28 protein-coding genes are annotated in these 25,723 nt (G+C 67.7%); 8 read left to right on the plus strand and 20 right to left on the minus strand.

The genetic code is table 11. The annotated features are described in order from the left end of the window. Positions 1-26 precede the first annotated feature (26 nt). The 3 genes from ACSQ89_RS09730 to ACSQ89_RS09740 are packed head-to-tail and all read left to right on the plus strand — an operon-like array spanning position 27 to position 2,461. Positions 27-932 (plus strand): transporter substrate-binding domain-containing protein, encoded by a 906-nt coding sequence (locus tag ACSQ89_RS09730; RefSeq protein ID WP_436290651.1) that lies wholly within the window; start codon positions 27-29, stop codon positions 930-932. Positions 933-941: 9 nt separating this feature from the next. Beyond that, on the plus strand, positions 942-1,583 hold the full coding sequence (locus ACSQ89_RS09735; protein ID WP_436290650.1) for an aspartate/glutamate racemase family protein: 642 nt from the start codon (positions 942-944) through the stop codon (positions 1,581-1,583). Positions 1,584-1,636: 53 nt separating this feature from the next. Beyond that, positions 1,637-2,461, plus strand: a complete 825-nt coding sequence (locus ACSQ89_RS09740; protein WP_093102353.1) for an undecaprenyl-diphosphate phosphatase — start codon at positions 1,637-1,639, stop codon at positions 2,459-2,461. 16 nt (positions 2,462-2,477) lie between these two features. On the opposite strand, the gene ACSQ89_RS09745 is transcribed toward ACSQ89_RS09740, so the two are convergent. From ACSQ89_RS09745 to ACSQ89_RS09785, 9 genes are all read right to left on the minus strand, one after another. Further along, positions 2,478-2,939: a hypothetical protein gene (locus ACSQ89_RS09745; RefSeq protein WP_436290649.1), complete on the minus strand. Its 462-nt coding sequence runs from the start codon at positions 2,937-2,939 to the stop codon at positions 2,478-2,480. Positions 2,940-3,060: 121 nt separating this feature from the next. Then, on the minus strand, positions 3,061-3,864 hold the full coding sequence (locus ACSQ89_RS09750; RefSeq protein ID WP_436290648.1) for an alpha/beta fold hydrolase: 804 nt from the start codon (positions 3,862-3,864) through the stop codon (positions 3,061-3,063). A gap of 5 nt (positions 3,865-3,869) precedes the next feature. Then, the gene (locus ACSQ89_RS09755) at positions 3,870-4,697 is read right to left on the minus strand and encodes a proteasome-type protease (RefSeq protein WP_093102358.1); all 828 of its coding nucleotides are present in this window, start codon (positions 4,695-4,697) and stop codon (positions 3,870-3,872) included. A 24-nt stretch (positions 4,698-4,721) separates the two neighbouring features. Then, entirely contained in the window at positions 4,722-7,364 is a 2,643-nt protein-coding gene (gene mutS, locus ACSQ89_RS09760) for a DNA mismatch repair protein MutS (protein ID WP_436290647.1), read from the minus strand. Next, positions 7,361-7,738 carry a type II toxin-antitoxin system VapC family toxin gene (locus tag ACSQ89_RS09765; protein ID WP_436296176.1) on the minus strand — a complete coding sequence of 126 codons (378 nt, stop codon included), beginning with the start codon at positions 7,736-7,738 and terminating at the stop codon, positions 7,361-7,363. The genes mutS and ACSQ89_RS09765 overlap by 4 nt, the downstream gene beginning before the upstream one ends. A gap of 17 nt (positions 7,739-7,755) precedes the next feature. After that, positions 7,756-7,968: an AbrB/MazE/SpoVT family DNA-binding domain-containing protein gene (locus ACSQ89_RS09770; RefSeq protein ID WP_093102362.1), complete on the minus strand. Its 213-nt coding sequence runs from the start codon at positions 7,966-7,968 to the stop codon at positions 7,756-7,758. Between the two features lie 118 nt (positions 7,969-8,086). After that, the gene (locus ACSQ89_RS09775) at positions 8,087-8,602 is read right to left on the minus strand and encodes a hypothetical protein (RefSeq protein ID WP_436290645.1); all 516 of its coding nucleotides are present in this window, start codon (positions 8,600-8,602) and stop codon (positions 8,087-8,089) included. A gap of 113 nt (positions 8,603-8,715) precedes the next feature. Continuing rightward, positions 8,716-9,555, minus strand: a complete 840-nt coding sequence (locus ACSQ89_RS09780; RefSeq protein ID WP_436290644.1) for a siderophore-interacting protein — start codon at positions 9,553-9,555, stop codon at positions 8,716-8,718. Between the two features lie 140 nt (positions 9,556-9,695). Next, complete coding sequence (locus ACSQ89_RS09785) at positions 9,696-10,250, minus strand: PadR family transcriptional regulator (RefSeq protein ID WP_093102367.1); 555 nt, start codon at positions 10,248-10,250, stop codon at positions 9,696-9,698. Positions 10,251-10,325: 75 nt separating this feature from the next. Between ACSQ89_RS09785 and ACSQ89_RS09790 the strand changes: the two genes are divergently transcribed. Then, the gene (locus tag ACSQ89_RS09790; protein ID WP_436290643.1) at positions 10,326-11,285 is read left to right on the plus strand and encodes an AraC family transcriptional regulator; all 960 of its coding nucleotides are present in this window, start codon (positions 10,326-10,328) and stop codon (positions 11,283-11,285) included. On the opposite strand, the gene ACSQ89_RS09795 is transcribed toward ACSQ89_RS09790, so the two are convergent. The 3 genes from ACSQ89_RS09795 to ACSQ89_RS09805 are packed head-to-tail and all read right to left on the minus strand — an operon-like array spanning position 11,286 to position 14,578. Then, positions 11,286-12,602, minus strand: coding sequence for a sulfatase family protein (locus ACSQ89_RS09795; protein WP_093102370.1), 1,317 nt, complete (start codon positions 12,600-12,602; stop codon positions 11,286-11,288). Between the two features lie 8 nt (positions 12,603-12,610). Next, positions 12,611-13,576, minus strand: coding sequence for a Bug family tripartite tricarboxylate transporter substrate binding protein (locus ACSQ89_RS09800; protein ID WP_093102371.1), 966 nt, complete (start codon positions 13,574-13,576; stop codon positions 12,611-12,613). A gap of 15 nt (positions 13,577-13,591) precedes the next feature. After that, complete coding sequence (locus tag ACSQ89_RS09805) at positions 13,592-14,578, minus strand: Bug family tripartite tricarboxylate transporter substrate binding protein (RefSeq protein WP_093102373.1); 987 nt, start codon at positions 14,576-14,578, stop codon at positions 13,592-13,594. A 91-nt stretch (positions 14,579-14,669) separates the two neighbouring features. Here ACSQ89_RS09805 and ACSQ89_RS09810 point away from each other — a divergent pair, with 91 nt between their 5' ends. Beyond that, positions 14,670-15,161, plus strand: coding sequence for a MarR family winged helix-turn-helix transcriptional regulator (locus ACSQ89_RS09810; RefSeq protein WP_093102374.1), 492 nt, complete (start codon positions 14,670-14,672; stop codon positions 15,159-15,161). On the opposite strand, the gene ACSQ89_RS09815 is transcribed toward ACSQ89_RS09810, so the two are convergent. From ACSQ89_RS09815 to ACSQ89_RS09825, 3 genes are read right to left on the minus strand one after another with little or no spacing between them, the layout of a single operon-like run. Then, complete coding sequence (locus ACSQ89_RS09815) at positions 15,158-16,222, minus strand: mechanosensitive ion channel family protein (RefSeq protein ID WP_093102376.1); 1,065 nt, start codon at positions 16,220-16,222, stop codon at positions 15,158-15,160. The two genes, ACSQ89_RS09810 and ACSQ89_RS09815, sit on opposite strands and share 4 nt — an antisense overlap. After that, positions 16,222-18,456, minus strand: a complete 2,235-nt coding sequence (locus tag ACSQ89_RS09820) for an FUSC family membrane protein (protein ID WP_436290642.1) — start codon at positions 18,454-18,456, stop codon at positions 16,222-16,224. The genes ACSQ89_RS09815 and ACSQ89_RS09820 overlap by 1 nt, the downstream gene beginning before the upstream one ends. Further along, positions 18,456-19,481, minus strand: coding sequence for an inositol monophosphatase family protein (locus ACSQ89_RS09825; RefSeq protein WP_093102379.1), 1,026 nt, complete (start codon positions 19,479-19,481; stop codon positions 18,456-18,458). Before ACSQ89_RS09825 ends, ACSQ89_RS09820 begins: the two co-directional genes overlap by 1 nt. A gap of 88 nt (positions 19,482-19,569) precedes the next feature. Here ACSQ89_RS09825 and ACSQ89_RS09830 point away from each other — a divergent pair, with 88 nt between their 5' ends. Further along, positions 19,570-20,322 carry an RNA methyltransferase gene (locus tag ACSQ89_RS09830; protein WP_436290641.1) on the plus strand — a complete coding sequence of 251 codons (753 nt, stop codon included), beginning with the start codon at positions 19,570-19,572 and terminating at the stop codon, positions 20,320-20,322. A 35-nt stretch (positions 20,323-20,357) separates the two neighbouring features. Beyond that, complete coding sequence (gene cysE, locus ACSQ89_RS09835; RefSeq protein ID WP_093102382.1) at positions 20,358-21,131, plus strand: serine O-acetyltransferase; 774 nt, start codon at positions 20,358-20,360, stop codon at positions 21,129-21,131. Positions 21,132-21,744: 613 nt separating this feature from the next. Here the strand turns inward: cysE and mog are convergent. Beyond that, positions 21,745-22,341: a molybdopterin adenylyltransferase gene (mog, locus tag ACSQ89_RS09840; protein WP_436290640.1), complete on the minus strand. Its 597-nt coding sequence runs from the start codon at positions 22,339-22,341 to the stop codon at positions 21,745-21,747. Beyond that, a complete protein-coding gene (gene yjgA / locus ACSQ89_RS09845; RefSeq protein WP_093102385.1) occupies positions 22,338-22,994 on the minus strand; it encodes a ribosome biogenesis factor YjgA in 657 nt (218 codons plus the stop codon). Before yjgA ends, mog begins: the two co-directional genes overlap by 4 nt. Positions 22,995-23,052: 58 nt before the next feature. On the opposite strand from yjgA, the gene pmbA reads away from it, so the two are divergent. Then, positions 23,053-24,423 (plus strand): metalloprotease PmbA, encoded by a 1,371-nt coding sequence (gene pmbA, locus ACSQ89_RS09850; RefSeq protein WP_093102386.1) that lies wholly within the window; start codon positions 23,053-23,055, stop codon positions 24,421-24,423. Here pmbA and ACSQ89_RS09855 read toward each other — a convergent pair. The 3 genes from ACSQ89_RS09855 to rpsU all read right to left on the minus strand — a co-directional run bounded on the left by ACSQ89_RS09855 (position 24,420) and on the right by rpsU (position 25,662). After that, positions 24,420-24,884 carry an NUDIX domain-containing protein gene (locus tag ACSQ89_RS09855; protein WP_436290639.1) on the minus strand — a complete coding sequence of 155 codons (465 nt, stop codon included), beginning with the start codon at positions 24,882-24,884 and terminating at the stop codon, positions 24,420-24,422. The genes pmbA and ACSQ89_RS09855 overlap by 4 nt on opposite strands. 2 nt (positions 24,885-24,886) lie before the next feature. Then, entirely contained in the window at positions 24,887-25,351 is a 465-nt protein-coding gene (locus ACSQ89_RS09860) for a GatB/YqeY domain-containing protein (RefSeq protein ID WP_436290638.1), read from the minus strand. Between the two features lie 98 nt (positions 25,352-25,449). Beyond that, entirely contained in the window at positions 25,450-25,662 is a 213-nt protein-coding gene (rpsU, locus tag ACSQ89_RS09865) for a 30S ribosomal protein S21 (protein WP_007833691.1), read from the minus strand. Positions 25,663-25,723 lie beyond the last annotated feature (61 nt).

Raw genomic sequence — 25,723 nt, forward strand, 5'->3', positions numbered from 1 at the left:
CTTCCACCCTTCCGAGGAGCTTTCCCATGACCTTCCCACGCCTGTCGACCCTGGGCGCCGCGCTCGTGGCCGTCTTCACCCTGATGCCCCTGGCCGCCGTGCATGCGCAGGACGGCGGCACGCTCGCCAAGGTCAAGGCGAGCGGCACCATCACCTTCGGCTACCGCGAATCCTCCTTCGGCTTTTCGTACCTCGACGGCAATCTGAAGCCGGTGGGCTACAGCATCGAGATCTGCAACCGCATCGTCGAGGCGATGAAGGCCGAGCTCAAGATGCCCAGCGTCGAGATCCGCTACCAGGCCGTGACCTCGGCCAACCGCATTCCGCTGGTGGTCAACGGCACGGTCGACATCGAGTGCGGCAGCACCACCAACCTGGTCGAGCGCCAGAAGCAGGTGGCTTTTTCGCCCGACATCTTCCGCTACAACGTGCGCATGCTGGTGAAGGCCGATTCGGGCATCAAGAGCGTTGCCGACCTGCAGGGCAAGACGGTGGTCACCACCACCGGCACCACCTCCTTCCGCCTGCTGCGCGAAGCCGACAAGGGCAAGAACCTCGAGGTGACCAACTTGGCCGGCAAGGACCACACCGACTCCTTCCTGCTGGTGGAGAGCGGCCGCGCCCAGGCCTTCGTGCTCGACGACATCCTGCTCGCCGGCCAGATCGCGAACGCGCGCAATCCCAAGGACTTCATCATCACCGGCGAGAGTCTGCGCACCGAGAACCAGTCGCTGATGTTTCGCAAGGACGACCCGGAATTCAAGGCGCTGGTCGACCGCGTGGTGGGTGGCATGATGAAGTCGGGCGAGATGGAGAAGCTCTACGCCAAGTGGTTCATGTCGCCGATCCCGCCCAAGAACATCAACATCAACTATCCGATGAATGCCGAGACGAAGGAGGCTTTTGCCAACCCGTCGTCGAAGGGCATCTGAACCTCGTTCATGACGCGCATCGCCCTGATCCATGCATTGAGCCACTCGGTGGCGCCCATCAACGCCGCTTTCGCGCGCGACTGGCCTGAAGCGCAATTGATGAACCTGCTCGATGACAGCCTCTCGGCCGATCTTGCGCGCGGCGGCCGAGGGCTCGATGAGGCGATGCATGAACGCTTCCAGCTTCTCGCGCAGTACGCGGTCGATACGGGTGCGAAGGGCATTCTCTTTACCTGCTCGGCCTTCGGCCCGTGCATCGAGGCGGTCGCACGGCGGCAAGCGGGCATGCCGGTGTTGAAGCCGAACGAAGCGATGGTCGCGGAGGCCGCGGCGGGCACAGGCAAGCTGGGGCTCATCGCGACCTTCCAGCCGACGCTCGACTTCATGCCGCCGGAGTTTCCGGCCGGCGTGGAACTCGAGCTCGCGCTGGCCGAAGGCGCACTCGATGCGCTGAACGGGGGCGATGCGGCGCGACACGATGCGCTCATCGCGAAGCAAGCCAGCGCGCTGCGCGACAAGGGCTGCACGCGCATCGCGCTGGCGCAGTTCAGCATGGCGCGTGCCCGTGTTGCCTGCGAAAGCGCAGCGGGGCTGCCGGTGCTGACCACGGTCGACAGCGCAGTGCGCGCGCTGCGTGCGCGGCTGAGCTGAACGCCAACTGACTCCCGGCCTCGCGATAATCGGCGCTCTTACAAGGAGCGCGCGTGGATATCGTTTTGCTGGTCAAGGCCGCGATCATGGGCATCGTCGAGGGCCTGACCGAGTTCCTGCCGATCTCGTCGACCGGCCATCTGATCCTCGCCGGTTCACTGCTGGGATTGAACGGCGACAAGTTCAAGGTCTTCGAGATCGCGATCCAGACCGGCGCGATCTTCGCCGTCATCCTGGTCTACTGGCAGAAGATCCATTCGACTGTCGTCGCGCTGCCGCGCCAGCCGAAAGCGCGGCGCTTCGCACTCAACGTGCTGATCGGCTTCCTGCCCGCCGTGGTGCTGGGGCTCGTGTTCGGCAAGCTGATCAAGGCGCACCTGTTCACGCCGGTGGTCGTGGCCAGCACCTTCATCATCGGCGGCTTCATCATCCTGTGGGCGGAGAAGCGGCCGCCGGGCTCGGTGCACATCGAGAACGTCGACGACATGACGCCGTGGGATGCGCTCAAGGTCGGCCTGGTGCAGTGTTTCGCGATGATCCCCGGCACCAGCCGCAGCGGCGCCACCATCATCGGCGGCATGCTCCTGGGCCTGTCGCGCAAGGCGGCGACCGATTTCTCCTTCTTCCTCGCGATTCCGACGCTGATCGGCGCCGGCGCCTACAGCCTCTACAAGGAACGGGCGCTGATGTCTGCGGTCGACATTCCGCTGTTCGCCGTCGGGCTGGTTTTTTCGTTCGCGAGCGCCTGGCTTTGCGTGCGCTGGCTGCTGAAGTACATCAGCACGCACGACTTCATTCCCTTTGCGTGGTACCGCATCGCCTTCGGCATCGTGGTGCTGGCGACGGCGTGGAGCGGGGCGGTGGTCTGGGCTGACTAAGGCCTGTTAACAGGCCCTAGGCCGGCTTCGCGCCGATCAAGGTCTTCAGTTTCGCCTTGACGCGGGCGCCGACCGGCGTGCGGGTCTGGGCATGCTCGCGGCGCAGAGGTGCGAGGTTCCGGTTTCTGGGATCGGCCAGCATCACCGCGGCCAGGTAGGCCGACTGCCCGGCGGCCTTGGACAGCTCGCTCAGTTCGCTCCAGCCTGGTAGATGGCCGCAAGGAGCGGAAGGCTCTTCAAGGCGGACCAGCAGCGAACGCGTCACCTCCAGCAGCGCGCTGGCGGAGTTCAGGCAGAAATAGACGGCCGATTGCGCGGGCGGACTGCGATGGCTCGGAGCGTCGAAGAACATCGGATCGAACTCGCCGGACGGAAAGCACGGCGCCTGCCGCGCAGAACCTTCGACCTCGGGCAGCATCTGCTCGATGGCCTGCAGCGTGCGATGCATGAGCTTGTTTTCGATCGGCGTGGGTGCCATGGCGAACCTGCTGAACCCTTGTGAACCTCGTGGAATCCGCTTGCAGTGTTGCTCTTTCTCGGGGCGGCGGGCCTGAAGAGCCAACCGGAGGGCCAAGCGCGCGGGCGTCTCGAATGGCCGTTCAGGCCATCAGGTTGCGCAGCGATGCTTCCGTTGCCGCGGCGGTAGCGATCGGCTTTTCCATCGGAAAAAGATGCGTGCCGTCGAGCATCATGATCCGCCCCTTGGTGACCTGCTGCGTCATCGTCATGCCCACGCGCCGCATCTCGACCGATTGACGCCCGCCGATGAAGGCCGCGTTGCACTTGAGTGGATGGGCGCGCAGCAGCGCGCCGAGGTTGTGGGGCACGGTGTCGTAGATCGCGGTCTCGATGTCGCGGTCGAAGCTCAAGGTGCGGGCGTCCTCCATGTCGAAGGTGCCGTGCTCGATGTAGTCGCGCAGCACGCGTTCGTCCCACTTCGCAAAAGCCTTCTTGCTGCGGAAGTATTCGAATACCGCCTCGCGGTGCTCCCAGCTGTTGCGGCGCTTGCGGCTCACCATGCCGGGCGAGACGCTCTTCATCCACGGCGTGCGCTTCATGAGGCTCAAGGTGTTGGCCCGCCAGCCGCCGATGAGCGGCGAGTCGAGCAGCACCACGCCGCGCGCGAGCGCGGGATGCAGCGCTGCGCACATCAGGCTCAGAAAGCCACCCAGCGAATGGCCGACCAGGAACACCGGGCCGCCGGCCGCGTCGGCCCGCGTGCGCGCGAAGTCGGCCAGCTGCTGCACCAGGTGCGGCCAGTTGTCGGTGACGGGGTACTTCGGGTCGTGGCCGAATTTCTCGATCGCGTCGATCTCGAAGCCGCGGTTGCGCAGGCTGTCGAGCATCACGCGGTAAGTGCTCGCCGGGAAGCTGTTCCCGTGCGAGAAGACGATCGAAGGCATGCCCTTCAGATCAGCTTTTCTTCAGGTGTCGAGATCTTGCGCAGCGGGCTGTGGCGGGTCGCCGGCATCTTGAGCGGATGCTCGGTGTAAGCGTCGTCCCAGACCGGGTCCTCGATGCTGTCGAAGACTTCGCGCAGCTTCTGGCCCCAGCTGTTGTGCATCATCCGGTAGTAGGGGTTGTCGGCGTCGATGCAGACCACCTTGTCGGTTTCGAGCCGGTTGGCTTCATAGACCACGAGGTCGAGCGGCAGGCCGACGGAGAGGTTCGACTTCATCGTCGAATCCATCGAGACCAGCGCGCACTTGGCGGCCTCGTCCAGCGGGGTGTCGGGCGTCAGCACGCGGTCGAGCACCGGCTTGCCGTACTTGGATTCACCAACCTGGAAGTAGGGCGTCTCGTTGGTCGCTTCGATGAAGTTGCCGGCCGCGTAGACCAGGAACAGGCGCATGCCTTCGCCCTTGACCTGGCCGCCGAAGATGAAGGAGACGTTGAAGTCGAGCCCGGCGTGCTTGAGCGCCTCGGCGTCGCGGTCGTACACGTGGCGCACCGCCGAGCCGAGCACGCGCACGGCATCGAACATGCTCTTGGCATTCCAGATCGTGATCGGCGGGCTGTCTTCGGTCTCGCGCAGCTCCTCGATCTGCAGGATCTCGCGCACCGACTGCGAGATGCTCAGGTTGCCGGCCGACAGCAGCACCATGACGCGATCGCCCGGCTGCTCGTAGACGATCATCTTGCGGAAGGTGCTGATGTGGTCGACGCCCGCATTGGTGCGGGAGTCGGAGAGGAACACCAGTCCGGCGTTGAGTTTGATGCCGACGCAGTAGGTCATGAGGTCTTCCCGCACGAATCGGGCCTAGCCCTGTTCGCGCGCGTGGAGTGTCTTGAGTGCGTAGAGCGCTTCGAGCGCTTCGCGCGGGCTCATCGTGTCGGGGTCGAGCACAGTCAGCGCGGATTCTACGGCGCTCACAGGCGGTGCTTCCACCGCCGGCGGTGGCGCGAACAGGTCGACCTGGGCGCGCGTCTGGGTCTGCTGGGCCTCCAGCGCTTCGAGGGCCTGGCGCGCATGATTGACCACGGCAGCCGGCATGCCGGCGAGCCGCGCGACTTGGATGCCGTAGCTCTTGCTGGCCGGGCCCGGCTGCATCTCGTGCAGGAACACGATGTCGCGGCCGGCCTCGGTGGCGCTCACGTGCATGTTGACGGCGCCGTGGTGCGTGGCCGGGAACTCGGTGAGCTCGAAGTAGTGGGTGGCGAAGAGCGTGAAGGCGCGCGTGCGGTCGTGCAGCTGCGCGGCGATGCCGGCGGCGAGCGCGAGGCCATCGAAAGTACTCGTTCCGCGGCCGATCTCGTCCATCAGCACCAGCGAATGGGCGGTGGCGCCGTGCAGGATCTGCGCCGCCTCGGTCATCTCGAGCATGAAGGTCGACTGCGCATTGGCGAGATCGTCGGCCGCGCCAATGCGCGTGTGGATGGCATCGATGGGCCCGAGCCGGCAGGCCTCGGCCGGCACGTGCGAGCCGATCGAAGCCAGTAGCACGATGATCGCGACCTGCCGCATGTAAGTCGATTTACCGCCCATGTTGGGGCCGGTGATCACCTGCATGCGTTGTTGAGGACCCATGCGGGTGTCGTTTGCAATGAATGCGCCCGATGATTTTTCTGCGAGGCGGGCCTCCACCACCGGATGGCGGCCCTTTGCGATTTCGATGCAGGGGTGGGCGACAAAGCTCGGTGCGCGCCAGTGCAGCGTGTGCGAGCGCTCGGCCAGCGCGCAGAGCGCGTCGAGCGTGGCCAGTGCGTTGGCGAGCCGGCCGAGCGCTGCGACCGAGGGCTGCAGCGCATCGAGCAGCTGCTCGTAGAGCCACTTCTCGCGCGCCAGGGCACGGTCCTGCGCCGACAGCGCCTTGTCCTCGAAGGCCTTGAGCTCGGGCGTGATGAAGCGTTCGGCGTTCTTCAGCGTCTGGCGGCGGCGGTAGTTGTCCGGCACCTTGGTGAGCGCGCTCTGCGTGACTTCGATGTAGAAGCCGTGCACGCGGTTGAACTGCACGCGCAGGTTCGAGATGCCGGTGCGCTCGCGTTCGCTCGCTTCGAGCTGCAGCAGGTAGGCGTCGCTGTTCTCGCTGATGGCGCGCAGCTCGTCGAGCTCGGCGTCGTGGCCGTCGGCGATCACGCCGCCGTCGCGCACCAGCGCGGAAGGCTCGGGGCCGATGGCGGCCACCAGCAGTTCGACGCAACCGGACGGCGGCGCCAACTGCTCGGCGATGCGCGCGAGCAGCGCGGCCGAGCCGGGCAGGGCGGGCAGGGCGGGCGCCAGCTCTTCGGCCTTGGCGAGTGCCATGCGCAGCGCGACCAGCTCGCGCGGACGCACCTGCCGAAGCGCAATGCGCGCGGCGATGCGTTCCACGTCGCTGGTGTTCTTGAGCCGATCGCGCAGCGTGCGCCACGGCGCCGCGGTGGCGCCGGACGCTGTGGACTGCAGCGCGTCGATGGCTTCGAGCCGCGCCTCTGCATCGCCGCGCTCGCGCCGCGGCGCCAGCAGCCAGCGCTTGAGCAGGCGGCTGCCCATGCCCGTCATGCAGGTGTCGAGCAGCGAGAACAGCGTGGGCGAGTCTTCGCCGCGCAGCGTCTGCACCAGTTCGAGATTGCGCCGCGTGGTCGGCGGCAGCTCGATCAGCTCACCGTCGCGTTCGACCGAAAGCCGTTGCACATGCGAAAGCGTTCTGCCCTGCGTGTGCTCCGCATAGCCCAGCAGCGCCGCGGCGGCCGCATGCGCGCTGGCCAGCGATTCGGCGCTCCAGGCGGCCAGGCTGTTGCTTCCCATCTGCTCGCACAGCTTGCGCTCGCCGAGGCCGCCGTCGAACTGCCAGGCGGGCCGCACCGAGAGCGTGAAGGGCGCGCCGTTGCGCGCGGCCTTCAGGCGCTGCTCGAAGCCGGGCGTCACCTCGGCGCTGTAGAGCAGCTCGCTCGGCGCGATGCGCGCGATCCAGGCTTCTAGCGCATCGGCGGGGCATTCGGCCAGCCGCAGCTCGGCGCCGGTGACGCTGAGCCAGGCCAGGCCGCAGAAGTTGCGCGTGCCGGCGTGCACCGCGAGCAGCAGCGAATCGCTCTTGTCGTTGAGGAGTTCGGTGTCGGTCAGCGTGCCCGGCGTGACCACGCGCACCACCTTGCGTTCCACCGGGCCCTTGGCCGCGCCGACCTCGCCCACCTGTTCGCAGATGGCCACCGATTCGCCGAGCTTGATGAGCCGCGCGAGGTAGGTATCGACCGAGTGGAAGGGCACGCCGCACATCACCACCGGCTGGCCGGCCGACTGCCCGCGTTGCGTGAGCGTGATGTCGAGCAGGCGCGCGGCCTTCTCGGCATCGGCGTAGAACAGTTCGTAGAAATCGCCCATCCGGTAGAACAGCAGCGTGTCGGGATGGTCCGCCTTGAGCCCGAGGTACTGGGTCATCATCGGGGTGTGCGAGGCGAGTTCGGGTGTGTCGCCTCGGCTCATGAGCGCTCCGTTTTCTGAAAGTACATCGTGTTGCGCAAGCCTTCGAAATGGGCATCGCAGGTCAGCAGATCAGCGCCCTGGTGTCGCGCCGTTGCGTAGACGATGGCATCCGCCGTCGCCAGCTTGTGCTCGCGGTGCAATTCGGCCGCGAGCAGTGCGATGGAGGTGTCCAGCGGCACGACCACGCATTTTTGCGTATAGGCGATAACCTGGTCCGCTTGTTCTTCGCCGACCTCGCGCATCAGCCATTTCGACAGTTCGAGCTGGACGATGGTTGGAACGATGCAGCGCGCTTTGTCGGGGAATTCCTTGCTGAGTTTCTTGCCGAGCGCGCTGCCGGTGAGCCATTCGATCCAGGCCGAGGTATCGACCACGCGCGTTGACGCGACCATCAATAGCGGTCCTTGCGGTCGCGGTAGCCGTCTTTTCTTGCGCCCTTGGCGATGCCGGACAACTGGTCCAGTTCCGGCACCGGCATGACCAGCACACCTTTGCCCTTGGGAACGAAAACGAACTCCTGGCCTGCCTCCCAGTGCTGTTCTTCACGAACAGCCTTGGGAATGGAGATCTGGAACTTGCTGGACAGCGTTGCGGTGGCGGTCATTTCGTACCTCGAATTGATCGATGGGGATTCGGTAAGAATATACCCGCTTCCCGAGGCACGCCGACGAACGGGCGCCCGCTCGCGGCGGGCGCCCGTCACAAGGAGAACGAGGAGATGGCTACAGCTGCCCGCGGCGCCGGCGCGCGACGCGCACGGCGTCGACCCAGGTGTCGATGTTGAAGCGCTGGCCCGACTCCGCGATCCGCGCGCCGGTGATCTGGTGCAGCGGAATGCGGCGCAGGTCGCCCGGCAGTTCGCCGTGGCCGTGGAGGATCCTCTTCTGCACGTCGAGGTGATCGACCTGCATCGTGCACTCCGCCTTCTGGCCGCGGGGGTCCAAATAGCGCACGTGGATGCGCGGCTGTTCGTCGACGATGGCATGTTCGCCCTTGCCCTGGATGAACCACTCGGGCAGGGTGTCGGGCGGCGAATCGCCGCTCACGCTCAGGCCGCCGCGCACGGTCGGGATCTCGAGCGGTATGTGACCCGATCGCACCCTGGCCGCCGCGATGCGGCGTTCGGTTTCGCGCCGCTCGGCGGCGCGGTGCCACGCGATCCACATGATGACGAACAGGAGCAGCGCTCCCGTCAACAGCGCCACCAGGAACTGCCATTGCGCAAGTCCGATGTCCATCTGTCGGCTCCCAGGGATATAGCCATTAAGTATTCAGCATGGAAATTCTGGATGCGCGGGCATGGGGTGTCAAACGCCTTCAAGGCATAGGGCGTTCGGCCGGCCGCGCGGGCTCAGTCCTCGTGGGTGTCGTGGGTGGCCACGGCGCCGCGGCGCCAGTAACCCGAGGCCCGCATCCACTTGGGATGGGCGCCGCGTTCACCGACCAGATGGGTGCGCAGCGCCTTGGCGGCGGACGATTCGCAGGCCACCCAGGCATGGAAGTCGCCGGCCGGCAACGTGAGCTTGCGCAGCGCATCGAGCAGGCCGCTGCCAGTGCCCGGTTCGGCGCCGCGGCGGTGCACCCATTGCAAGTGCAGGCTGGCCCGGGTCTCGAAGGAGATTTCGTCGGCCTCGCTGTCGACCTCTGCCAGCACCACCGCGTGCGCGCCGGCCGGCAGTTCGGCCAGCCGGCGCCAGATGGCGGGCAGGGCGGTGTCGTCGCCGATCAGAAGGTGCCAGTCGAAGTTGGTCGGAACGATGAAGGAGCCGCGCGGCCCGCCCACGCCCAGCAGGTCGCCGACCTTGGCCTGTTCGGCCCACTGCGTGGCCGGACCGGCCTCGTGCAGCGCGAAGTCGACTTCGAGGGTGCCGGCCGCGGCATCGTGGCGGCGCGGCGTGTAGTCGCGCATGGTCGGCTTCGGGCCCTCGGGCCAGACCGGTCCGTCGGGGCCGACGGTCGGCACGGTGAGCGCGCCGGTCCCGGCATCGGGGAAAAAGATCTTGGCGTGATCGTCGAAGCCGAGGCTGGTGAAGCCGGCCAGGTCCTCACCGCCGAGCGTGATGCGGATCAAGTGCGGCGCCACGCGCTGCACCGCGCGCACCTCGAGCTTGCGAAAGCGAAGTTCATGGCGCACGCGGCGCGGCAGGCGGTCGGGGCCAGGAGAAGAAGGGGGAGAGGAAAGATAAGTCATGTCGTCGATTTCAGTTGTTGGCCGGTGAAGCCAGGCCCGTTCGGGGAACACCGCGGAACCGGCTTCGCCGGGCCGCTGGTGTTGCCCCCGGCGAGGGGGTTGGCGTAGCGACACGAAGTGCGCGAAGCCTGGGGGTGAACTCAAATCCTTTCAAGTTGTTGAGCGGCGCTGTCGAGCACCGCGGCGAATTCGTGGGCTTGTTGTTCGGTGAGGGGTTCGCGCGCGAGGCGCATGCGCATCGCGAGCTTGAGGTTCTCGATGGCGCGCACCACCTGCGGCGGCCGGCCGTGGCGCGGGCCTGCGCCGTCGACGCCGCCTTTCATGCGCGCCATCATCTCGTCGGTGATCTCGCGGTTGGCGGCAAGGAATTCGCGGCCGGCCTCGGTGATGCTGTAGCGCTTGCGGCCGCCGGCGTCGGCGAGGTCGACGCTCACGCAGCCCGTTTCCTCGAGGAGGGTGAGCGTGGGGTAGACGATGCCGGGGCTGGGGCTGTAACGGCCGCCCAGGCGGTCCTCGATGGACTTGATCAACTCGTAGCCGTGGCTGGGCTTGTCGGCGATGAGCTGCAGCAGAACGAAACGCAGGCCGCCGTGGCCGAAGATGCGGCCACTGCCACCGCCGCCACGCCCGCCGGCCAAGCCGTCGCCATGGTCGCCGCGGGGATGGCCGTGCAGAAAGTGCTTGAAAGATCGCATTGGAATGGGCTCGATGTCGTTATCTGATTCAATAAAGATATATCTAAATATTATCTTAGTCAAGGCTTGGGACCGATGACCAGCCCGCGCCACACCTATGTCGCACGCATCAACCGCGTGATCGACCACATCGACGCGCACCTGGCCGACCCGCTCGATCTCGCGACGCTGGCTGGCGTCGCGCACTTTTCTTCCTGGCATTTCCATCGCGTATTCCAGGCCATGGCCGGCGAGACGCTGGCCGATTGCGTGCGGCGGCGCCGGCTGGAGGTGGCGGCGGCCCGGCTGCTGGGCCTGCCGCCCGAGCCGGTGCTGGCGATTGCGCTCGACGTCGGCTTCGGCTCGGCGGCGGTGTTCACGCGGGCCTTCAATGCGCACTTCGGCGTCACCCCCACGGACTGGCGGCGCGGCGCCTACCGTTCGTGGGCCGAACGCCACCGCATCGAACTCGGCAAGATTCATCAAGCCGACCGCAAGGCGCATCAAGCCGTGGCCGAGGCTTTCCGACACGATGAACGTTCCTGGCCCAAGGGGCCTGTTTCTCGTTCAGGAGACAGCGAAATGAAGATCGAACTCAAGACCCTGCCGGAGGTCCGCGTGGCCTACATGCGGCACGTCGGCCCGTATGGCGACTCGGGGATCACGCGCACCTGGCAGCGCTTCGCCGCCTGGTGCGGCGAGCACGGCCTGATGGAACCGCGGCGCACGATGTACGGCGTCAGCCACGACAACCCCGACGTCACGCCGCCGGCGAAATGCCGCTACGACGCCTGCGTCGAGGTCGGCGAGGGCTTTCGGCCCGAGGGCGAGATCGGCGTGCAGACGGTTGGTGGCGGGCGCTATGCCTGCACCGAATTCACCGGTCCGTCGACCGAGATCCATACGGCCTGGATGAATCTGTGCGACTGGCTGCCGGACAGCGGTTACCAGCCCGCCGACGGCGCGCCGATCGAAATCTACGGCCGCGACTTCGAGATGGACGAGAAGACGGGGGCGTTCAACTGCACGCTGTGCATGCCGGTGCGGCCGCTCTGACTAGCGCTGCGGCATGTCCTTGACCGAGTAGCCGAGGCTCACGGTCGCGTCATGAGGGATGGGGGGCATGCCGGCGTTCCAGGCCTGCCAGGCTTCGCGCATCGCGGCCAGCCGTTCGGGCTCGCGCGGCGCCTGGTTGGCGCGTTCGCGTTCGTCGGCCGGGATGTTGAACAGGTACTCGTTGCCGTCGACCTGCAGGTACTTCCAGTCGCCGTCGCGCAGGGCGCGCTGATTGCGGTGGTTCATGCGCCAGTGCAGCGGGCGGCGGAAGCTCGTCGTCGCGTCGCGCAGCACGGGCAGGAGCGACACGCCGTCGAGCGGGTAGCTCGGGTCGGCCTTGGCGCCTGCCGCGTCGAGCATCGTGGCGGACCAGTCCATCGTCATGCAATGCTGGGCGCTCTCGGCGCCGGCGCGGATGAGCGCCGGCCAATGCGCGATCCACGGCACCCGGATGCCGCCTTCGGTCAGGTCCATCTTGCCGCCGACCAGCGGCCAGTTGTCGGAGAAGCGTTCGCCGCCGTTGTCGCTGGTGAACACGACCAGCGTGTCGCTGGCGATGCCGTGTTTCTCGAGCGCCGCCAAGATCCAGCCGATGCCTTCGTCCATGTGGTGGATCATGCGGCGGTAGGTGTGGATGTTGCCGCCGGCCAGGTCGAACAGGTTGTTCTTCACTGTGGGCGCCTTGGCCGCGTCCTCGCGCGTTTCCCAAGGCCAGTGCGGCGCGGTGTAATGCAGGCTCAGGAAGAAGGGTGCATCCTTGTTCGCCATGCGCGCAACGTAGTCGACCGCGCGCCGCGAGAGCAGGTCGGTGAGGTAGCCCTCTTCCTTTTGATCTTCCTCGCCCGACCAGAGGTCGTGCCGGCCGCTCGAATCGCAATGCGTGAAGTAGTCGACGCCGCCCGACATCGGGCCGAAGAATTCTTCATAACCCGAACGCAGCGGACCGAAGGCCGGCGCAAAGCCCAGGTGCCATTTGCCGATGAGGGCCGTGCGGTAGCCCGCTTCGCGCAGCAGCGAGGGCAGGGTGGGATGCTCCGGCGGCAGGCCCAGCGTGGCGCTGCCGCGGCTCTTGCTGTTGATCGGCTCCTCGGCCGCGCCGCGAAGGCGGTACTGGTAGCGCGCCGTCATCAGCGCGAAGCGCGTGGGCGAGCACACCGGCGAGTTCGCGTAGCCCTGCGTGAAGCGGATGCCGTTCGCGGCCAGCCGGTCGAGCACCGGCGACACGGGCCCGAAGTCGGCATCGCGGCCGCCGTAGCAGCCGAGGTCGGCAAAACCGAGGTCGTCGGCGACGATGAAGATGATGTTGGGACGTTGCATGAAAAAGTTCAGGGTTGGTAGCCGGACTTCTGGACCACAGGCGCCCACTGGGCGCGGTAGGCCTTGAGCATGGCCGCGGTCTGCTCCTGCGTGCTGGCCACCGGCGTCATCAGCGAATCCTTGAAGCGGCGCACGGTGTCCGGGTCCTGCATGACCTCGCGGATGGCCTGCGACAGGCGTGCGACCTTCTCGCGCGGCATGGTCGCGGGCGCGAAGAAGGTGTTCCAGCCGGTGGCGACCAGGTCGAGCCCGGCCTCCTTGAAGGTGGGCACCTCGGGCGCGAAGGGCGAGCGCTTCGCGCCCGACATTGCGAGGATGCGGATCTTGCCGGCCTGGTGCTGCGGGATGACCACGTCCAGCGTGTCGACGGCGATCGGCACCTGCCCGCCGATCAGGTCGGTCAAGAGCGGGCTGGAGCCGCGGTAGCCGATCACTTGCGTCGGCACCTTGGCCTTCTCGCCCACCATGAGCCCGAAGAAGTGCGGCAGGCTGCCGGTGGCGGGCACACCGACGTTGGCCTTCTCGGGATTGGCCCGCATCCAGGCCAGCAGGTGCGGCAACTCGCGCACCGGCACGGCAGTCGCCACCGACAGCGCGAATTCGTAGTCGTTGACGTGCGAGACCGGCACGAAGTCGCGTTCGGCGTCATAGCCGTTGTCCTTGAAGACCAGCGGCGCCACGACCATCACGGCCGGGTTGGCCAGCATCAGCACGTTCTGCGCGGCGGGCGTGGCCTTGACCTGCTGGGCCGCGAGGCGGCCGCCCGCGCCGGGCTTGTTGTCGACCACGACCGGCACGCCGAGCTTGGCCTGCAGCTTGTCACCGACGATGCGCGCCACGCGGTCGGTCGCGCCGCCGGGCGCGTAGCCCACCACGATGCGCAGCGGGCTGTCCAGCGGCTGGGCCGCGGCGGCGCAGGCGATGGCGGCCAGGGCGAGGGTGCCGGTGAGCCGGCGAAGAATGTGTTTCAGCATGGAGAGGGTTCCCGTTCAGTCGTTGGCTTGGAAGTTCACGGCTCGCATGATGCCGCCCCAGCGCGCCGTGTCCTCGCGCATGGTCTTCAGCAAGGCCACGGCATCGTCGCCCACGGGGTACATGCCGTTCTGCAGCAGCTGCTGGCGCACTTCGCGCGCATTGACGGCGCGGGTGAATTCGGCCCGCAGCTTGTCGACGATGGGCTGCGGCGTGTTGCGCGGCGCGTAGTAGGCGAACCAGGCAGCTGCGACCACGTCCTTGTAGCCGGCCTCGGCGAAGGTCGGCAGGCTGGGCATCAGCGGCGAGCGCTTGTCGCCGCTGGTGGCCAGCACCTTCACGCGGCCGGTGGTCTGCAGCTGGAGCGCGCCGCCCACGGTGTCGAAGTAAACCGGCACGGTGCCGCCCATCACGTCCTGACGCGCCGGCGTCGAGCCGCGGTAGGCGACGTGGACCATCTTCAGGCCGGCCGCGCGGTTGAGCATCTCGCCGAGAAAGTGCGAGGGTGTGCCGGCGCCGTAGGAGGCGAAGCTCAGCTTGTCGCCCTGGCTCTTGGCCCAGGCGATGAACTCCGGCAGCGTGTTGGCGGGCACCTCCTTGTGGACCACCAGCGCCAACTCGAAGCGCGCTGCATTGATGATCGGCACGAACTCCTTGATCGGGTCGTAGGAGAGATTGCGGTAGGCGCTCGGGAACATGGTCATCATGCTGGCGGTGCCGAGCAGCAGGGTGCGGCCGTCGGGTGGCGCGGTCTTCACGGCCTCGACCGCGATGCGGCCGGCCGCGCCGGAGCGGTTGTCGACCACCAGCGGCCCGAGCGAGTCGCGCACCTCGTGCGCGATCGCCCGCGTCAGCACGTCCTGCGTGCCGCCGGCGGGCACGCCGATCAGCACCTTGATCGGCTGGCCGGGGCTGAAGGCAGCTTGGGCGCCGGCCAGCGGCGCGAGCGCGAGGCCGCCGAGCGCGGCAAGGGCCTGGCGGCGGTCGATCGAAGCAAAGGGCATGGTTGTCGTCTCCTGGGTGTGCCGTGGCGCCGCACGACTCTAGAGGCTCGACAATCGATTGATCAAATCAACTGTTCTGCGGAAAAACCCGATGGCCGAAGCGCTCAGACCGCTGGACGACCTGCTGCTGTACCGGCTCAGCCGCCTGCTGTCGGTGGCCGGCGGCATGGTCATCCGCCTGTGCGAAGGCCGCTTCGGCATCACGCGGCGCGAGTGGCGCCTGATCGCGACGCTGGCCAGCCGCGGCGCGCTGGGCTCCTCGCAGCTCGCAGAGCATGCGCAGCTGGACCGTGCGCGCACCTCGAAGGCAGTGGGCTCGCTGGTGGCGAAGGGGCTGGTCTTGCGCACCCAGCCGGGCGGCGACCGGCGTCATGTGCTGCTGCGCCTCACGGACAAGGGCAGCGTGCTCTATGCCGAACTCTTTCCGCTCGTGTCGGCGATCAATGCGCAGCTCATGTCGGTGCTCGACGAGCGCGCCGCCGCGCAGCTCGACGCGTCGCTGTCGCGTCTGCAGGCGCAGGCCGAAGCGATGGCCGCCGACGCGGTGCTGCCCAAGGCCGACCGCGGGCGGCGCGGTCCCTAGGCGGGCGCGGCTTGCGGCGGGGCCGTGTCCTCGATGCGCAGCCTGGGCAGGAACTGCGGGTACTCGCGCTGCATGAAGTCGATCAGCCCTTCGCGCACCGTGCAGCGCAAGTCGAAGGCCAGCGACGAAGACGCCGCGGTGCAGAGCACGCGGATCTGCATGCTGCGCTCGGTGGCATCGGTCACGCGCAGGTTGAAGAAGCGGCCGTCCCATTCGGGCGCTGCCTTCACGATGCGCTCCGCCTCCTCGCGCAGCGGCGCGAGCGGCATGCCGTAATCGGCATGGATGAAGACCGAGCCGAGCAGCTGCGCGTCGTGGCGGGTCCAGTTCTGGAACGGCTTCTCGATGAAGTAGCTGAGCGGCAGGATCATGCGCCGGTCGTCCCAGATCCTGAGCACGACGAAGGTGCCGGTGATCTCCTCGACGCGGCCCCATTCGCCTTCGACCACCAGCACGTCGTCCATGCGGATCGGCTGCGCCAGCGCGATCTGCAGGCCCGCGATGAGGTTGCTGAACACGGGCTTGGCGGCCAGGCCCGCCACGATGCCGATCACGCCCGCCGAGGCCAGCAGGCTGGCGCCGACCTGGCGTGCGCCCGGAATGGTCATCAGCATCATCGCGCCGCCGGCCACCAGCAGCACCGAATTGGCGGTGCGCGCGAGCACGCGCGTCTGCGTGAGCACGCGGCGCGCCTGCAGGTTGTCGGTCACGTCATGGGGATGCTGGGCCAGCACGCCCTCGGCGAAGCTGTTGACGGCCCTGACGGTGAGCCAGGTGACCGCGGCAATCAGCAGCAGCCCGTTCAGGTGCCGGACGCTTCCGATGAAGCGCAGGTCGTCGGGCGCAGCCTGCCACACCATCTGGAGCGCCGCCAGCGGCAGCACGACGCGCGCGGCATTCTCGATGCCGATCAGCATCGCGAACAGCGCGGGCGTGGAACGGGTCACGCGCTTGAGCACGATGCCGCCGAGGCGGTGGACCAGCAGCGCGAGCGGCACGACGATCAGGGCGGCCAGGCAGGGGCCGAACCACGCATGGGCGAGCAGCATTTCCTTGTTCATCAGGCAGCCTTGGGGAGGTTCTCGTCCAGGGGTTGCAGGATGCGTGCCGCATCGTCGCGCAACTGCGCGGCGATGCCAGTCGCCAGGTCGAGCCGGCGCAGCAGCCAGGGGCTGACGTCGTTGTCGAAGGGATCGGGCAGCGGGATCGGCCCGGCCAGCGTGGTGGCGGAGGCGCTCTCCGGCATCACCGGTCCGGTCGTGGGCGCGCTGCCGATGGCGGCCTCGATGCGCTCGGCGGTGCGCGCGAGCGGCCCTTCGATCTCGGCTGGCGTGAGCCGGTCGCGCCTGAGCACCAGCATCGACTTGACCGCACTCAGCTGCGCCAGCAACTGGTAGCTGTGCGCCTGCAGGTGCTCGAGCGGCTCGAGCGGCGGCTGCACCGCGCGCGGTTCCGACAGCGAGCGCTGCGTGGCCTGCACCAGCGCCGAGAGGCTGTCGTAGGCCTCGCGGCGCGCGAGCCGCCATTCGAGTTCGGGGCTGGTGACCACCGAGCGCAGCTGGCCGAGGCCCAGCGCCAGCCGGGCATGGCGCGCCTGCGCCGTGAGCGTTCGCGCCACCAGCGCCGGAATCTGGCTGCGCTCCCACGAGGGCAGCACGTAGCAGAAGGCCCAGGCCAGCGCGGCGCCGATCAGCGTGTCGGCCACGCGCTCGAAGAGCGCGAAGGTCGGGCTCATGCCGACGTTCAGCATGTGGGCCTGGAGCAGGCCGAGCACGGTGGCGGCGACGGAGGTGACCAGGTAGCGCCGCACCGCGAAGCCGTGCGCAATCGCCTGCGCCACCGTCACCGCGGCCAGCATGCCCAGCGGCGAGGGATGCGCGGACAGCAAGGCCACCGCGAGCACGCAGCCCAGCAACGTGCCGGCCACGCGGCTGTTGCGCCGCTCCAGCGTTTGCGACAGGCTGCCGCGCAGCACCACCACGATGGTCAAGAGGATCCAGTAGTCGTGCGAACCCCAGGGCAGCATCACCGCGATCGCGTAGCCGGTGGCAATGGCGAGCGCGGCGCGGATCGCATGGCGCAGCGGCGGCGCATCCCAGCGCCACAGCGTGAGAAAGGGGCGCAGCGACCACTCGGTGGGACTCACGAACATCTGCCAGTTGGCCCGCACCACCGTGAGGTCGGGCTCGACATCGCCGCGCGCCATGGCCACCAGGCGCAGCACTTCGTCGTTGATGTGGCCGATGCGGCTGGCCAGGCCGCGCGCAAGCATCGCGGGCGTCGGCCCGATCTGGCCGGCGGGCGGCGGCGCGTCTTCGTCGTCGAGGTGGATGGCCGCCAGCTCGGGACGGCGATCGGGCACCGCGGCAGGCTCGCGGCCCAGCAGCAGCGTATCGGCCAGCGCTTCAGTCTCGTCGGCCAGCTCGTCGAGCACGCGCTGCATCTCGCAGAGCGCCGCGGCATGGCCGGGATGCGCCTTGAGCGCGTCGAGGTCGAGTTCGCTGGCCAGCAGCAGGTCGCGCAGCTCGAGCACCAGCACCAGCATGCCGGCCAGCCGTTGCCGGCGCGGCGTGCGCGGCGATTCGAGCACGATGTCGCGCGTCGCCTGCAGTTGGTCGGCCAGCGCGGCCTGCTCGCGCAGCAGCTGGCCGAGCAGCGAGGCCGGCACTTCGCGCACGTCGCCGGAATCGTCCCTGGGCGTGAACTGCCGGGCCTCGGTGCGCATCAGCGCGGCCAGCGAAAGCAGCACGTCGGCCATCGCCTGCACGCGGTAGCGGCCGTTGAGCGCATGGTTGGAGAGCACCGCGTAGATCACGTAGAGGCCGGCCCCGATGCCGAAGTGCAGCGTGCGTTCGAGCGCTTCGGTCATGCCCGTGGGCGCGGGCGTGGCCATCGAGAAGATCATCGAGAACATGACCGCAATCGCGATCGGAATGCCGCGCTTGCCCCAGGCCATGGCGACGAAGGCCAGGAAGGTCGCCGGCACCAGCAGCAGGCCGAGGCGCAGCGGCGCCGAGTGCAGCAGCTGCACGAAAAAGAACAGCGGCAGCCCGATCAGCGGCGACGGCAGCATCTGCCAGAACTTGCCGCGGCGCGGGCCGGGCAGGTCGGGCGGGGCGGTGACGATCACGCCGACGGCAGCCGCCGAGGCGGCCAGGGTGCCCAGCACCAGATGCACGCCGCCGGAGATCAGCATCAGCCCGAAGGCGACCGACAGGCCGTTCGCGACGTAATGCGAGAGCGCCACGCGCAGCGCGGCGCGGCCCCGGTCCGCGGTGGCGCGCTGCGCCCGCATCACTTGGCGTCGTCGTCGTCCAGGGCGGGCCCGACAGGCGACTCGCGGCGCAGGCGCGTGAGCTTGCGCGGCGCCGGCGCGGCTGCCGTGTCGGCCGGTGCCTCGGCATCGGTCTGCGCACCGACGACGGTGCTGCGCGCGTAGACGTCGCCCGGGTGGGCCGAGGGATCGACGGCGCGCACGCGGTCGCTGGCGCGCAGCTTGTCGTCGACGCTGGCGAACTTCGAGTACTTGCCCAGGATCGGCACCAGCTGGCCATAGATCCGCGGGGCGCCGGCAAGGCACTCGCGCTGCTCGAGGAAGTCGGGCTCGCCGGTGAAATTGCCGATCAGGCCGCCCGCTTCGGTGACGATCAGCGAGCCGGCCGCCACGTCCCAGATGTTGAGGCCGGTTTCGAAGAAGGCATCGGTGAAGCCGGCCGCCACGTAGGCCAGGTCGAGCGCGGCCGCGCCGGGGCGGCGCAGGCCGGCGGCGCGCGGCATCAGGTCGGCCATGATGGCCAGGTACTGCTTGAAGTTGTCGCCGGTGCGGAAGGGGAAGCCGGTCGAGATCAGGCACTCGTTGAGCCGCGTGCGCTTGCTCACGCGCAGGCGGCGGTCGTTCATGAAGGCGCCGCGGCCCCTGGTGGCCGTGAAGAGGTCGTTGCGGCTGGGGTCGTAGATGACGGCCTGCTCGACCTTGCCCTTGATCGCGAGCGCGATCGAGACGCAGTAGACCGGGAAGCCGTGGATGAAGTTCGTGGTGCCGTCCAGCGGATCGATGATCCAGACGTAGTCGGAATCCTTGGCGCCGTGCTCGGTGCCCGATTCCTCGGCCAGGATGCCGTGCCCCGGGTAGGCGCCGAGCAGCGTCTCGATGATCGCTCGCTCGCTCGCGTGGTCGACTTCGGTGACGAAGTCGTTGACCTGCTTCTGCGAAATGCGCACCGCTTCGACATCGAGCGCGGCGCGGTTGATGATGGCGCCGGCGGCGCGGGCGGCCTTGACGGCCACGTTGAGCATGGGGTGCAGGTTGGGGGACGACATTGGATTGTGGGAAGAACGGCGGGCGGCGCCGGAACGCGCCCTGGAATGCGGCCCGGCGATGCGGGCGGCGAGAATCGGGGGATTTTACATGCGCACCCGATTCATCCTGATCCAGACCAGCCACGCCGGCAACGTCGGTGCTGCCGCGCGCGCCATGAAGACCATGGGCTTCGGCGATCTCGTGCTGGTCGCGCCGCGCTGGGCCAATGTGTTGCGGCGCGAGGAGACCATCCAGCGCGCGAGCGGGGCGCTGGACGTGCTGGCCAATGCGCGCATCGTCGAGACACTGGACGAGGCGCTCGATGGTGTCACCCACCTGTGCGCGACCGCGATGGTGCCGCGCGACTTCGGCCCGCCCACGCGCACGCCGCGCGAGCACCTGGAGCCGCTCGCCAAGGAGGAGGGGCAGCACGTGGCCTTCCTGTTCGGCTCGGAGCGTTTCGGCATGCGCAACGAGGATGTCTACCGCTGCCATGTCGCGCTCAGCATTCCGACCGATCCGAGCTTCGGCTCGCTGAACCTCGGCGCGGCGATCCAGGTGATTGCCTACGAATGGCGGCTCGCGCTGGGCGGCTACGCGGTGCGGGATGCCACCGCACCGGTCCAGGCGGCCGATGCGCAGGCCGTGGCCGGCATGCTCGAACACTGGGAGCGCTCGCTGGTGCAGATCGGCTTTCTGGACCCCGAGGCGCCCAAGAAGCTGATGCCGCGGCTGCAGCAGCTCTTCAACCGCGCGCAGCCGACGCCGGAGGAGATTCACATCCTGCGCGGCATCGCCAAGGCGATGGCGGATGCGTCACAGAAAACCCCATCGCGCGTGCGCGATGACCCGAGCCCTTAGACTGCGCGGCCCATATAGCCATAACAAGAACATCCATGTTCTCGCGCCTGCGCTCCGACATCCAGTGCATCCTCGACCGCGATCCGGCCGCCCGGACGCGCTGGGAAGTGTTGACCCTCTATCCGGGCCTGCATGCCGTGGTGCTGCACCGCCTTGCGCACTGGTGCTGGGGCCATGGCCTGAAGTGGATCGGGCGCTTCATCTCGCAATGCTCGCGATGGTTCACCGGCATCGAGATCCATCCGGGCGCGATCGTCGGCGACCGCGTGTTCTTCGATCATGCGATGGGCGTGGTGGTCGGTGAGACCGCCGAGATCGGCGACGGCTGCACGATCTACCAGGGCGTGACGCTCGGCGGCACCTCGCTCTACAAGGGCGCCAAGCGGCATCCGACGCTGGGCAAGGACGTGGTGGTCAGTGCCGGGGCCAAGGTGCTCGGCGGCTTCGTGGTCGGCGACGGCGCCAAGATCGGAAGCAACGCCGTCGTGATTAAGCCGGTGCCCGCGGGCGCCACGGCAGTGGGCATTCCGGCGCGCATCATTCCGTCGAAGGCGGGCACCAGTGCCGACGTCACGACCGCCGACAGGAAGTTCACGGCCTACGGGATCACGATGGAAGACGACCCGTTGTCGCAGGCCATGAAGGGGCTGATCGACAACGCGTCGGGCCAGGATCACCAGATCGCGCTGCTGTGGCAGGCGATCGAGGCCTTGTCCGCGCAGCCCGGAAAGAAGGATTGCGTGCCGGGCGATGCGGCGCGGGAAGAGTGCTTCGAGGCGGAGCGCCTGACGCAGCTGGTGGGGAAGTGAACTTGCTCCCTCTCCCTCTGGGAGAGGGTTGGGGTGAGGGTGGGGCGTTGGGCCTTTGATTCGGTTGCATGCTTTGTTGGGCGCCGGAGCCGGGAGTTCGCCCCGGCGGGCGAGTCACTTTCTTTGTCTCGCCAAAGAAAGTAACCAAGGAAAGGCGACCCCACTGTCTGCGACCCCGCAGCGAAGCTGCGGGGCAACCTGCGGTGCTCGCTTTTCGCGGGGTCGCGCTCGAACTCGCTTCGCTCAGACGATCGCGAGCCCTGATCCGCGAAAAGCTGCGCTCCTCGGCGCAGCCAGAGGGGAGTAGCTCGGGCTCTGAGCGTGCCGAGGAGCGCAGCTTCAGGCGGAAGAAGGGCCGCGCGTGTTTGAGCGAAGCGAGTTTGCGCGGACCCCGCCTGAAGCGAGCACCGCAGGTTGCCCGGAACGAGGTGGAGGGACACGCGCAGTGGGGTCGCCTTTTCTTTGCTTACTTTCTTTTGGCGAAGCAAAAGAAAGTGAGTCGCCCGCCGGGGCGAGACCCGGCTCCGGCGCCCAACAAAGCACACAACCAAATCGAAGGCCCAGTGCCCCCACCCCAACCCTCCCCCAGGGGGGAGGGAGCAAAGAAGGTGATTCAACGCGACCGGATCGCCGACTTCGGCCGGAACGCCTTGCACACCGATTCGTCGGTTTCCAGATAAGGCCCGCCGATCAGGTCGATGCAATAGGGCACCGCGGCAAAGATTCCCGGCACCACCTGCGCGCCCTGGGCGTCCTTCAATCCTTCGAGCGTCTCCGCGATCGCCTTCGGCTGCCCCGGCAGATTGATGATCAGGCTGCGATCGCGGACGACCGCCACCTGGCGGGAAAGAATCGCCGTTGGCACGAAGCGCAGGCTGATCTGCCGCATCTGCTCGCCGAAGCCGGGCATTTCCTTGTGCGCCACGGCGAGCGTCGCTTCCGGCGTCACGTCGCGAAGGGCCGGCCCGGTGCCGCCGGTCGTCAGCACCAGCGAACAGCCGGCGTCCACCAGCTCGATCAGCGCCGCGCTGATGCCCGCCTGTTCGTCGGGAATCAGTCGCGGCTCGAAGCGGATCGGGTTGCGCAGCGCGCGCTGCAGCCATTCCTGCAGCGCGGGCAGGCCCTTGTCCTCGTAGACGCCGCTGGAGGCGCGGTCGCTGATCGAGACGATGCCGATGCGCACCGGGTCGAATGTGCCGACTTCGCTCATGCGTCCTCCTCGCGCGACTGTTCCGAGGCCTCGGCCGCATGGTCGTCGGTGCCATGCACGCCCAGCTGCACGCGCACGATCTGGAACACCTCGCGGTAGGCCTTGCCCTGGCGCGGCGCCTCGCCGGGCGGTCCGGCCTTGATGTCCTTGCGCGCCTGGCGCACCAGCGCACGCAGCTGCTGGGCGTCGGTGCCGGGATGGGTTTCGATCCAGCCGCCGAGCGCGTCGTCGTCGGCAATCAGGCGGTCGCGCCAGCGTTCGGCGTCGTGCAGGATCGCGGTCTCCTGGGCCGGGCCGCGGTTCTGCTCGTCGAGTGCGCTGCGCACGGCGTCGAGTGTCGCCGCATCGAGGCCGCGCATCAGCTTGCCGATGAACTGCATCTGGCGCCGCTTGCCTTCGAAATTGGTGATGCGCTTGGCTTCTTCGATCGCATCCTTCAGCTTCTCGCCGAGATCGAGTTTGTCGAGCAGGCCGGCGCGCAACGTGAGCAGGGCTTCGCCCAGCGCCTGCAGTTCGGTGCTTTCGCGCTTGAGATCGGTTCTGCTTGCTGCGTCGGTGCCCTTGAGCTCGCGCTTGAGCTCCAGATCGAGTTCGCTGCCTTCGGCCACGAACTGGCCGCGGACGAAGTAGCCTTTTTTGGGTTTGCGGGACATAGAGGCAATCGTTGGCCGCACCATCGGGAACAGGGGGCGCAAGTATCATAGCCAACACATGAGCACATCTTCATCGCGCGCCGATTCCGGCTTCGCCTACACCCGCCCCTTTTTCGAAAACCTGGTCGATTCGGCCCTGGCGCATGCCAAGAAGCTCGGCGCCACCGATGCCGGCGCGGAGGCGTCCGAGGGCTGTGGCCTCAGCGTCTCGGTGCGCAAGGGCGAACTCGAGAACGTCGAGCGCAACCGCGACAAGTCGCTCGGCGTCACGGTCTATGTGGGCCATCGGCGCGGCAATGCCAGCACTTCCGACTTCTCCGAGGCCGCCGTCGCGCAGACGGTGCAGGCGGCCTACGACATCGCGCGCTTCACGGCCGAGGATCCGGTCAGCGGCCTGCCCGACGAAGCGGACATCGTCACCGACCAGCCCGATCTCGACCTGTTCCATCCCTGGAACATCAGCAGCGAGCAGGCCGCTGCGCTGGCGCTCGAATGCGAGGCCGCAGCACTGTCGACGGACAAGCGCATCACCAACAGCGAAGGCGCAGGCGTCTCGGCGCAGCAAAGCCATTTCTTCAGCGCCCATACGCGCGGCTTTCGCGGCGGCTATGCGAGCTCGCGGCACTCGATCTCGGTAGCGCCGATCGCCGGCAAAGGCGACGATATGCAGCGCGACGCCTGGTACAGCTCGATGCGCTCGGCCGAGGAGCTCGCGAGCCCGGCGGCCGTCGGGCGCTATGCGGCTGAACGCGCGCTGAGCCGCCTCAAGTCGCGCAAGATCAAGACCACTGAATGCCCGGTGCTTTTCGAGTCGCCGATGGCGGCCGGGTTGCTGGGCGGCCTGGTGCAGGCCACCAGCGGCGGTGCGCTCTACCGCAAGAGCAGCTTCCTGCTCGACTCGCTCGGCAAGCAGGTGCTGGCCAAGCACATCGACGTGCTCGAAGATCCGCACATCCTGCGCGGCAAGGGCAGCTCGCCCTTCGACGACGAGGGCGTGACCACGCGCAAGCGCAAGGTGGTCGACGGCGGCCGGCTCGAGGGCTATTTCCTGAGCACCTACTCGGCGCGCAAGCTGGGCATGAAGACCACCGGCAATGCCGGTGGTTCGCACAACCTCACTCTGAGCTCGCGGCTGACGAAGAAGGGCGACGATCTCGATGCCATGCTCGCCAAGCTCGGCACCGGTCTGTTCGTGATCGAGCTCATGGGGCAGGGCGTCAACTACGTGACGGGCGACTACTCGCGCGGCGCCAGCGGCTTCTGGGTCGAGAAGGGCAAGATCACCTTTCCGGTGCAGGAGATCACGATTGCCGGCAACTTGAAGAGCATGCTGCTCGGCATCGAGGCGATCGGTGCCGATGCCTACAACTACGGTGCGAAGACCACCGGTTCGATCCTGGTGAACCGGATGAAGGTCGCCGGAAGCTAAGCCGCGTCTGCGAGCAGCGCCTCGCGCACCCTGGCGATGGCGTTGAGGTAGGGCGTGGTGAAGCCGTCCAGAGGCGCATCGGGCGCCAACCAGTTGAAGCTGAAAACGAGCCCGTCTTCTTCCGGACTGCCCATGGCCACGTGGTCGAAGGTCTCGGGCAGCGGCGATGGTGCGCGCATCAGGAACAGGTGCCAGAGCTGGGCATGCCGGTGCACGTTGCCTTCGATGCCGGCCTCGCATTCGCGGTCCAGCGTGCCCAGCGGCTGCAGTTCGCCGCGGTAGTCGATGCCCGACTCTTCCAGCAGCTCTCGCCGCACGGAGTCTTCAGGCGCTTCTCCGGGCTCCACCGTGCCCTTGGGCAACTGCATGCTCTTGTCGCCAGGGTGGTGGAAGACCAGCAGGCGGCCGCGGTCGTCCACCACGCAGGCGCAGGCCTTGTGGATCGCGGTGCGTGCCGTCATCCTCAGCCGCCCGAGAGCGCGACCTTCACGGCAGCACTGACCTGGCCCATGTCGGCTTTGCCGGCCAGGCGGGTCTTGACCGCGCCCATCACCTTGCCCATGTCGCCGGGGCCCGCTTTGCGACCAAGTTCTTCGCCGAGTTCGGCCACGATGGCCCGGACCTCGGCCGCGATCTCGTCCGCGCCCATGCGTTGGGGCAGGTACACCTCCAGCACCTTGATCTCGGCGGCTTCCTTGTCGGCCAGGTCGGTGCGGCCGCCCTGGGTGAAGGCGGCGACCGAGTCCTTGCGCTGCTTGACCAGCTTGTCGACGATGGCCACGACCATCGCATCGTCGAGCTCGATGCGCTCGTCGACTTCCTTCTGCTTGAGGGCGGCGAGCAGCAGGCGGATGGTGCCCAGGCGCTCCGAGTCCTTGGCGCGCATCGCGGTCTTCATGTCTTCGGTGATCTGGTCCTTGAGACTCATGGCAGGCTTTCTTGACAGGCTAAAAACAAAAGCCGCGGCAGGTATCCCTGGCGCGGCTCTGAACCGGACGCTGGCTTCGGCGCCAGCGCGGCGGATGCTCAGTACAGCTTCTTGGGAAGCTGCATGCTGCGCACGCGCTTGTAGTGGCGCTTGACCGCTGCGGCCTTCTTGCGCTTGCGCTCGGCGGTCGGCTTCTCGTAGAACTCGCGGGCGCGCAGGTCGGTCAGCAAGCCGAGCTTTTCGATGGTGCGCTTGAAGCGGCGCAGCGCGACGTCGAAGGGCTCGTTTTCTTTAACGCGGATGGTGGTCATTTAAAAATCGGTCTTTGTTGAATTTGGCCTGGGGAAGATCGGGCCCCGGGCCGGGGTTCCT

The organism is Variovorax sp. LjRoot175 (assembly GCF_964253805.1).
Lineage (GTDB): Bacteria > Pseudomonadota > Gammaproteobacteria > Burkholderiales > Burkholderiaceae_C > Variovorax.

What these genes read in the sequence shown, in the direction of transcription:
- ACSQ89_RS09830 (WP_436290641.1), top strand. Translation starts at nt 19,570, where the DNA reads ATGCGCACCCGATTCATCCTGATCCAGACCAGCCACGCCGGCAACGTC.
- ACSQ89_RS09745 (WP_436290649.1), bottom strand. Translation starts at nt 2,939, where the DNA reads ATGGCACCCACGCCGATCGAAAACAAGCTCATGCATCGCACGCTGCAG.
- mog (WP_436290640.1), bottom strand. Translation starts at nt 22,341, where the DNA reads ATGAGCGAAGTCGGCACATTCGACCCGGTGCGCATCGGCATCGTCTCG.
- ACSQ89_RS09800 (WP_093102371.1), bottom strand. Translation starts at nt 13,576, where the DNA reads ATGCTGAAACACATTCTTCGCCGGCTCACCGGCACCCTCGCCCTGGCC.
- ACSQ89_RS09735 (WP_436290650.1), top strand. Translation starts at nt 942, where the DNA reads ATGACGCGCATCGCCCTGATCCATGCATTGAGCCACTCGGTGGCGCCC.
- rpsU (WP_007833691.1), bottom strand. Translation starts at nt 25,662, where the DNA reads ATGACCACCATCCGCGTTAAAGAAAACGAGCCCTTCGACGTCGCGCTG.
- ACSQ89_RS09750 (WP_436290648.1), bottom strand. Translation starts at nt 3,864, where the DNA reads ATGCCTTCGATCGTCTTCTCGCACGGGAACAGCTTCCCGGCGAGCACT.
- cysE (WP_093102382.1), top strand. Translation starts at nt 20,358, where the DNA reads ATGTTCTCGCGCCTGCGCTCCGACATCCAGTGCATCCTCGACCGCGAT.
- ACSQ89_RS09770 (WP_093102362.1), bottom strand. Translation starts at nt 7,968, where the DNA reads ATGACCGCCACCGCAACGCTGTCCAGCAAGTTCCAGATCTCCATTCCC.
- ACSQ89_RS09755 (WP_093102358.1), bottom strand. Translation starts at nt 4,697, where the DNA reads ATGACCTACTGCGTCGGCATCAAACTCAACGCCGGACTGGTGTTCCTC.
- pmbA (WP_093102386.1), top strand. Translation starts at nt 23,053, where the DNA reads ATGAGCACATCTTCATCGCGCGCCGATTCCGGCTTCGCCTACACCCGC.
- ACSQ89_RS09790 (WP_436290643.1), top strand. Translation starts at nt 10,326, where the DNA reads ATGACCAGCCCGCGCCACACCTATGTCGCACGCATCAACCGCGTGATC.
- ACSQ89_RS09820 (WP_436290642.1), bottom strand. Translation starts at nt 18,456, where the DNA reads ATGCGGGCGCAGCGCGCCACCGCGGACCGGGGCCGCGCCGCGCTGCGC.
- ACSQ89_RS09825 (WP_093102379.1), bottom strand. Translation starts at nt 19,481, where the DNA reads ATGTCGTCCCCCAACCTGCACCCCATGCTCAACGTGGCCGTCAAGGCC.
- ACSQ89_RS09785 (WP_093102367.1), bottom strand. Translation starts at nt 10,250, where the DNA reads ATGCGATCTTTCAAGCACTTTCTGCACGGCCATCCCCGCGGCGACCAT.
- ACSQ89_RS09775 (WP_436290645.1), bottom strand. Translation starts at nt 8,602, where the DNA reads ATGGACATCGGACTTGCGCAATGGCAGTTCCTGGTGGCGCTGTTGACG.
- ACSQ89_RS09810 (WP_093102374.1), top strand. Translation starts at nt 14,670, where the DNA reads ATGGCCGAAGCGCTCAGACCGCTGGACGACCTGCTGCTGTACCGGCTC.
- ACSQ89_RS09730 (WP_436290651.1), top strand. Translation starts at nt 27, where the DNA reads ATGACCTTCCCACGCCTGTCGACCCTGGGCGCCGCGCTCGTGGCCGTC.
- ACSQ89_RS09815 (WP_093102376.1), bottom strand. Translation starts at nt 16,222, where the DNA reads ATGAACAAGGAAATGCTGCTCGCCCATGCGTGGTTCGGCCCCTGCCTG.
- ACSQ89_RS09805 (WP_093102373.1), bottom strand. Translation starts at nt 14,578, where the DNA reads ATGCCCTTTGCTTCGATCGACCGCCGCCAGGCCCTTGCCGCGCTCGGC.
- ACSQ89_RS09855 (WP_436290639.1), bottom strand. Translation starts at nt 24,884, where the DNA reads ATGACGGCACGCACCGCGATCCACAAGGCCTGCGCCTGCGTGGTGGAC.
- ACSQ89_RS09780 (WP_436290644.1), bottom strand. Translation starts at nt 9,555, where the DNA reads ATGACTTATCTTTCCTCTCCCCCTTCTTCTCCTGGCCCCGACCGCCTG.
- mutS (WP_436290647.1), bottom strand. Translation starts at nt 7,364, where the DNA reads ATGAGCCGAGGCGACACACCCGAACTCGCCTCGCACACCCCGATGATG.
- yjgA (WP_093102385.1), bottom strand. Translation starts at nt 22,994, where the DNA reads ATGTCCCGCAAACCCAAAAAAGGCTACTTCGTCCGCGGCCAGTTCGTG.
- ACSQ89_RS09795 (WP_093102370.1), bottom strand. Translation starts at nt 12,602, where the DNA reads ATGCAACGTCCCAACATCATCTTCATCGTCGCCGACGACCTCGGTTTT.
- ACSQ89_RS09860 (WP_436290638.1), bottom strand. Translation starts at nt 25,351, where the DNA reads ATGAGTCTCAAGGACCAGATCACCGAAGACATGAAGACCGCGATGCGC.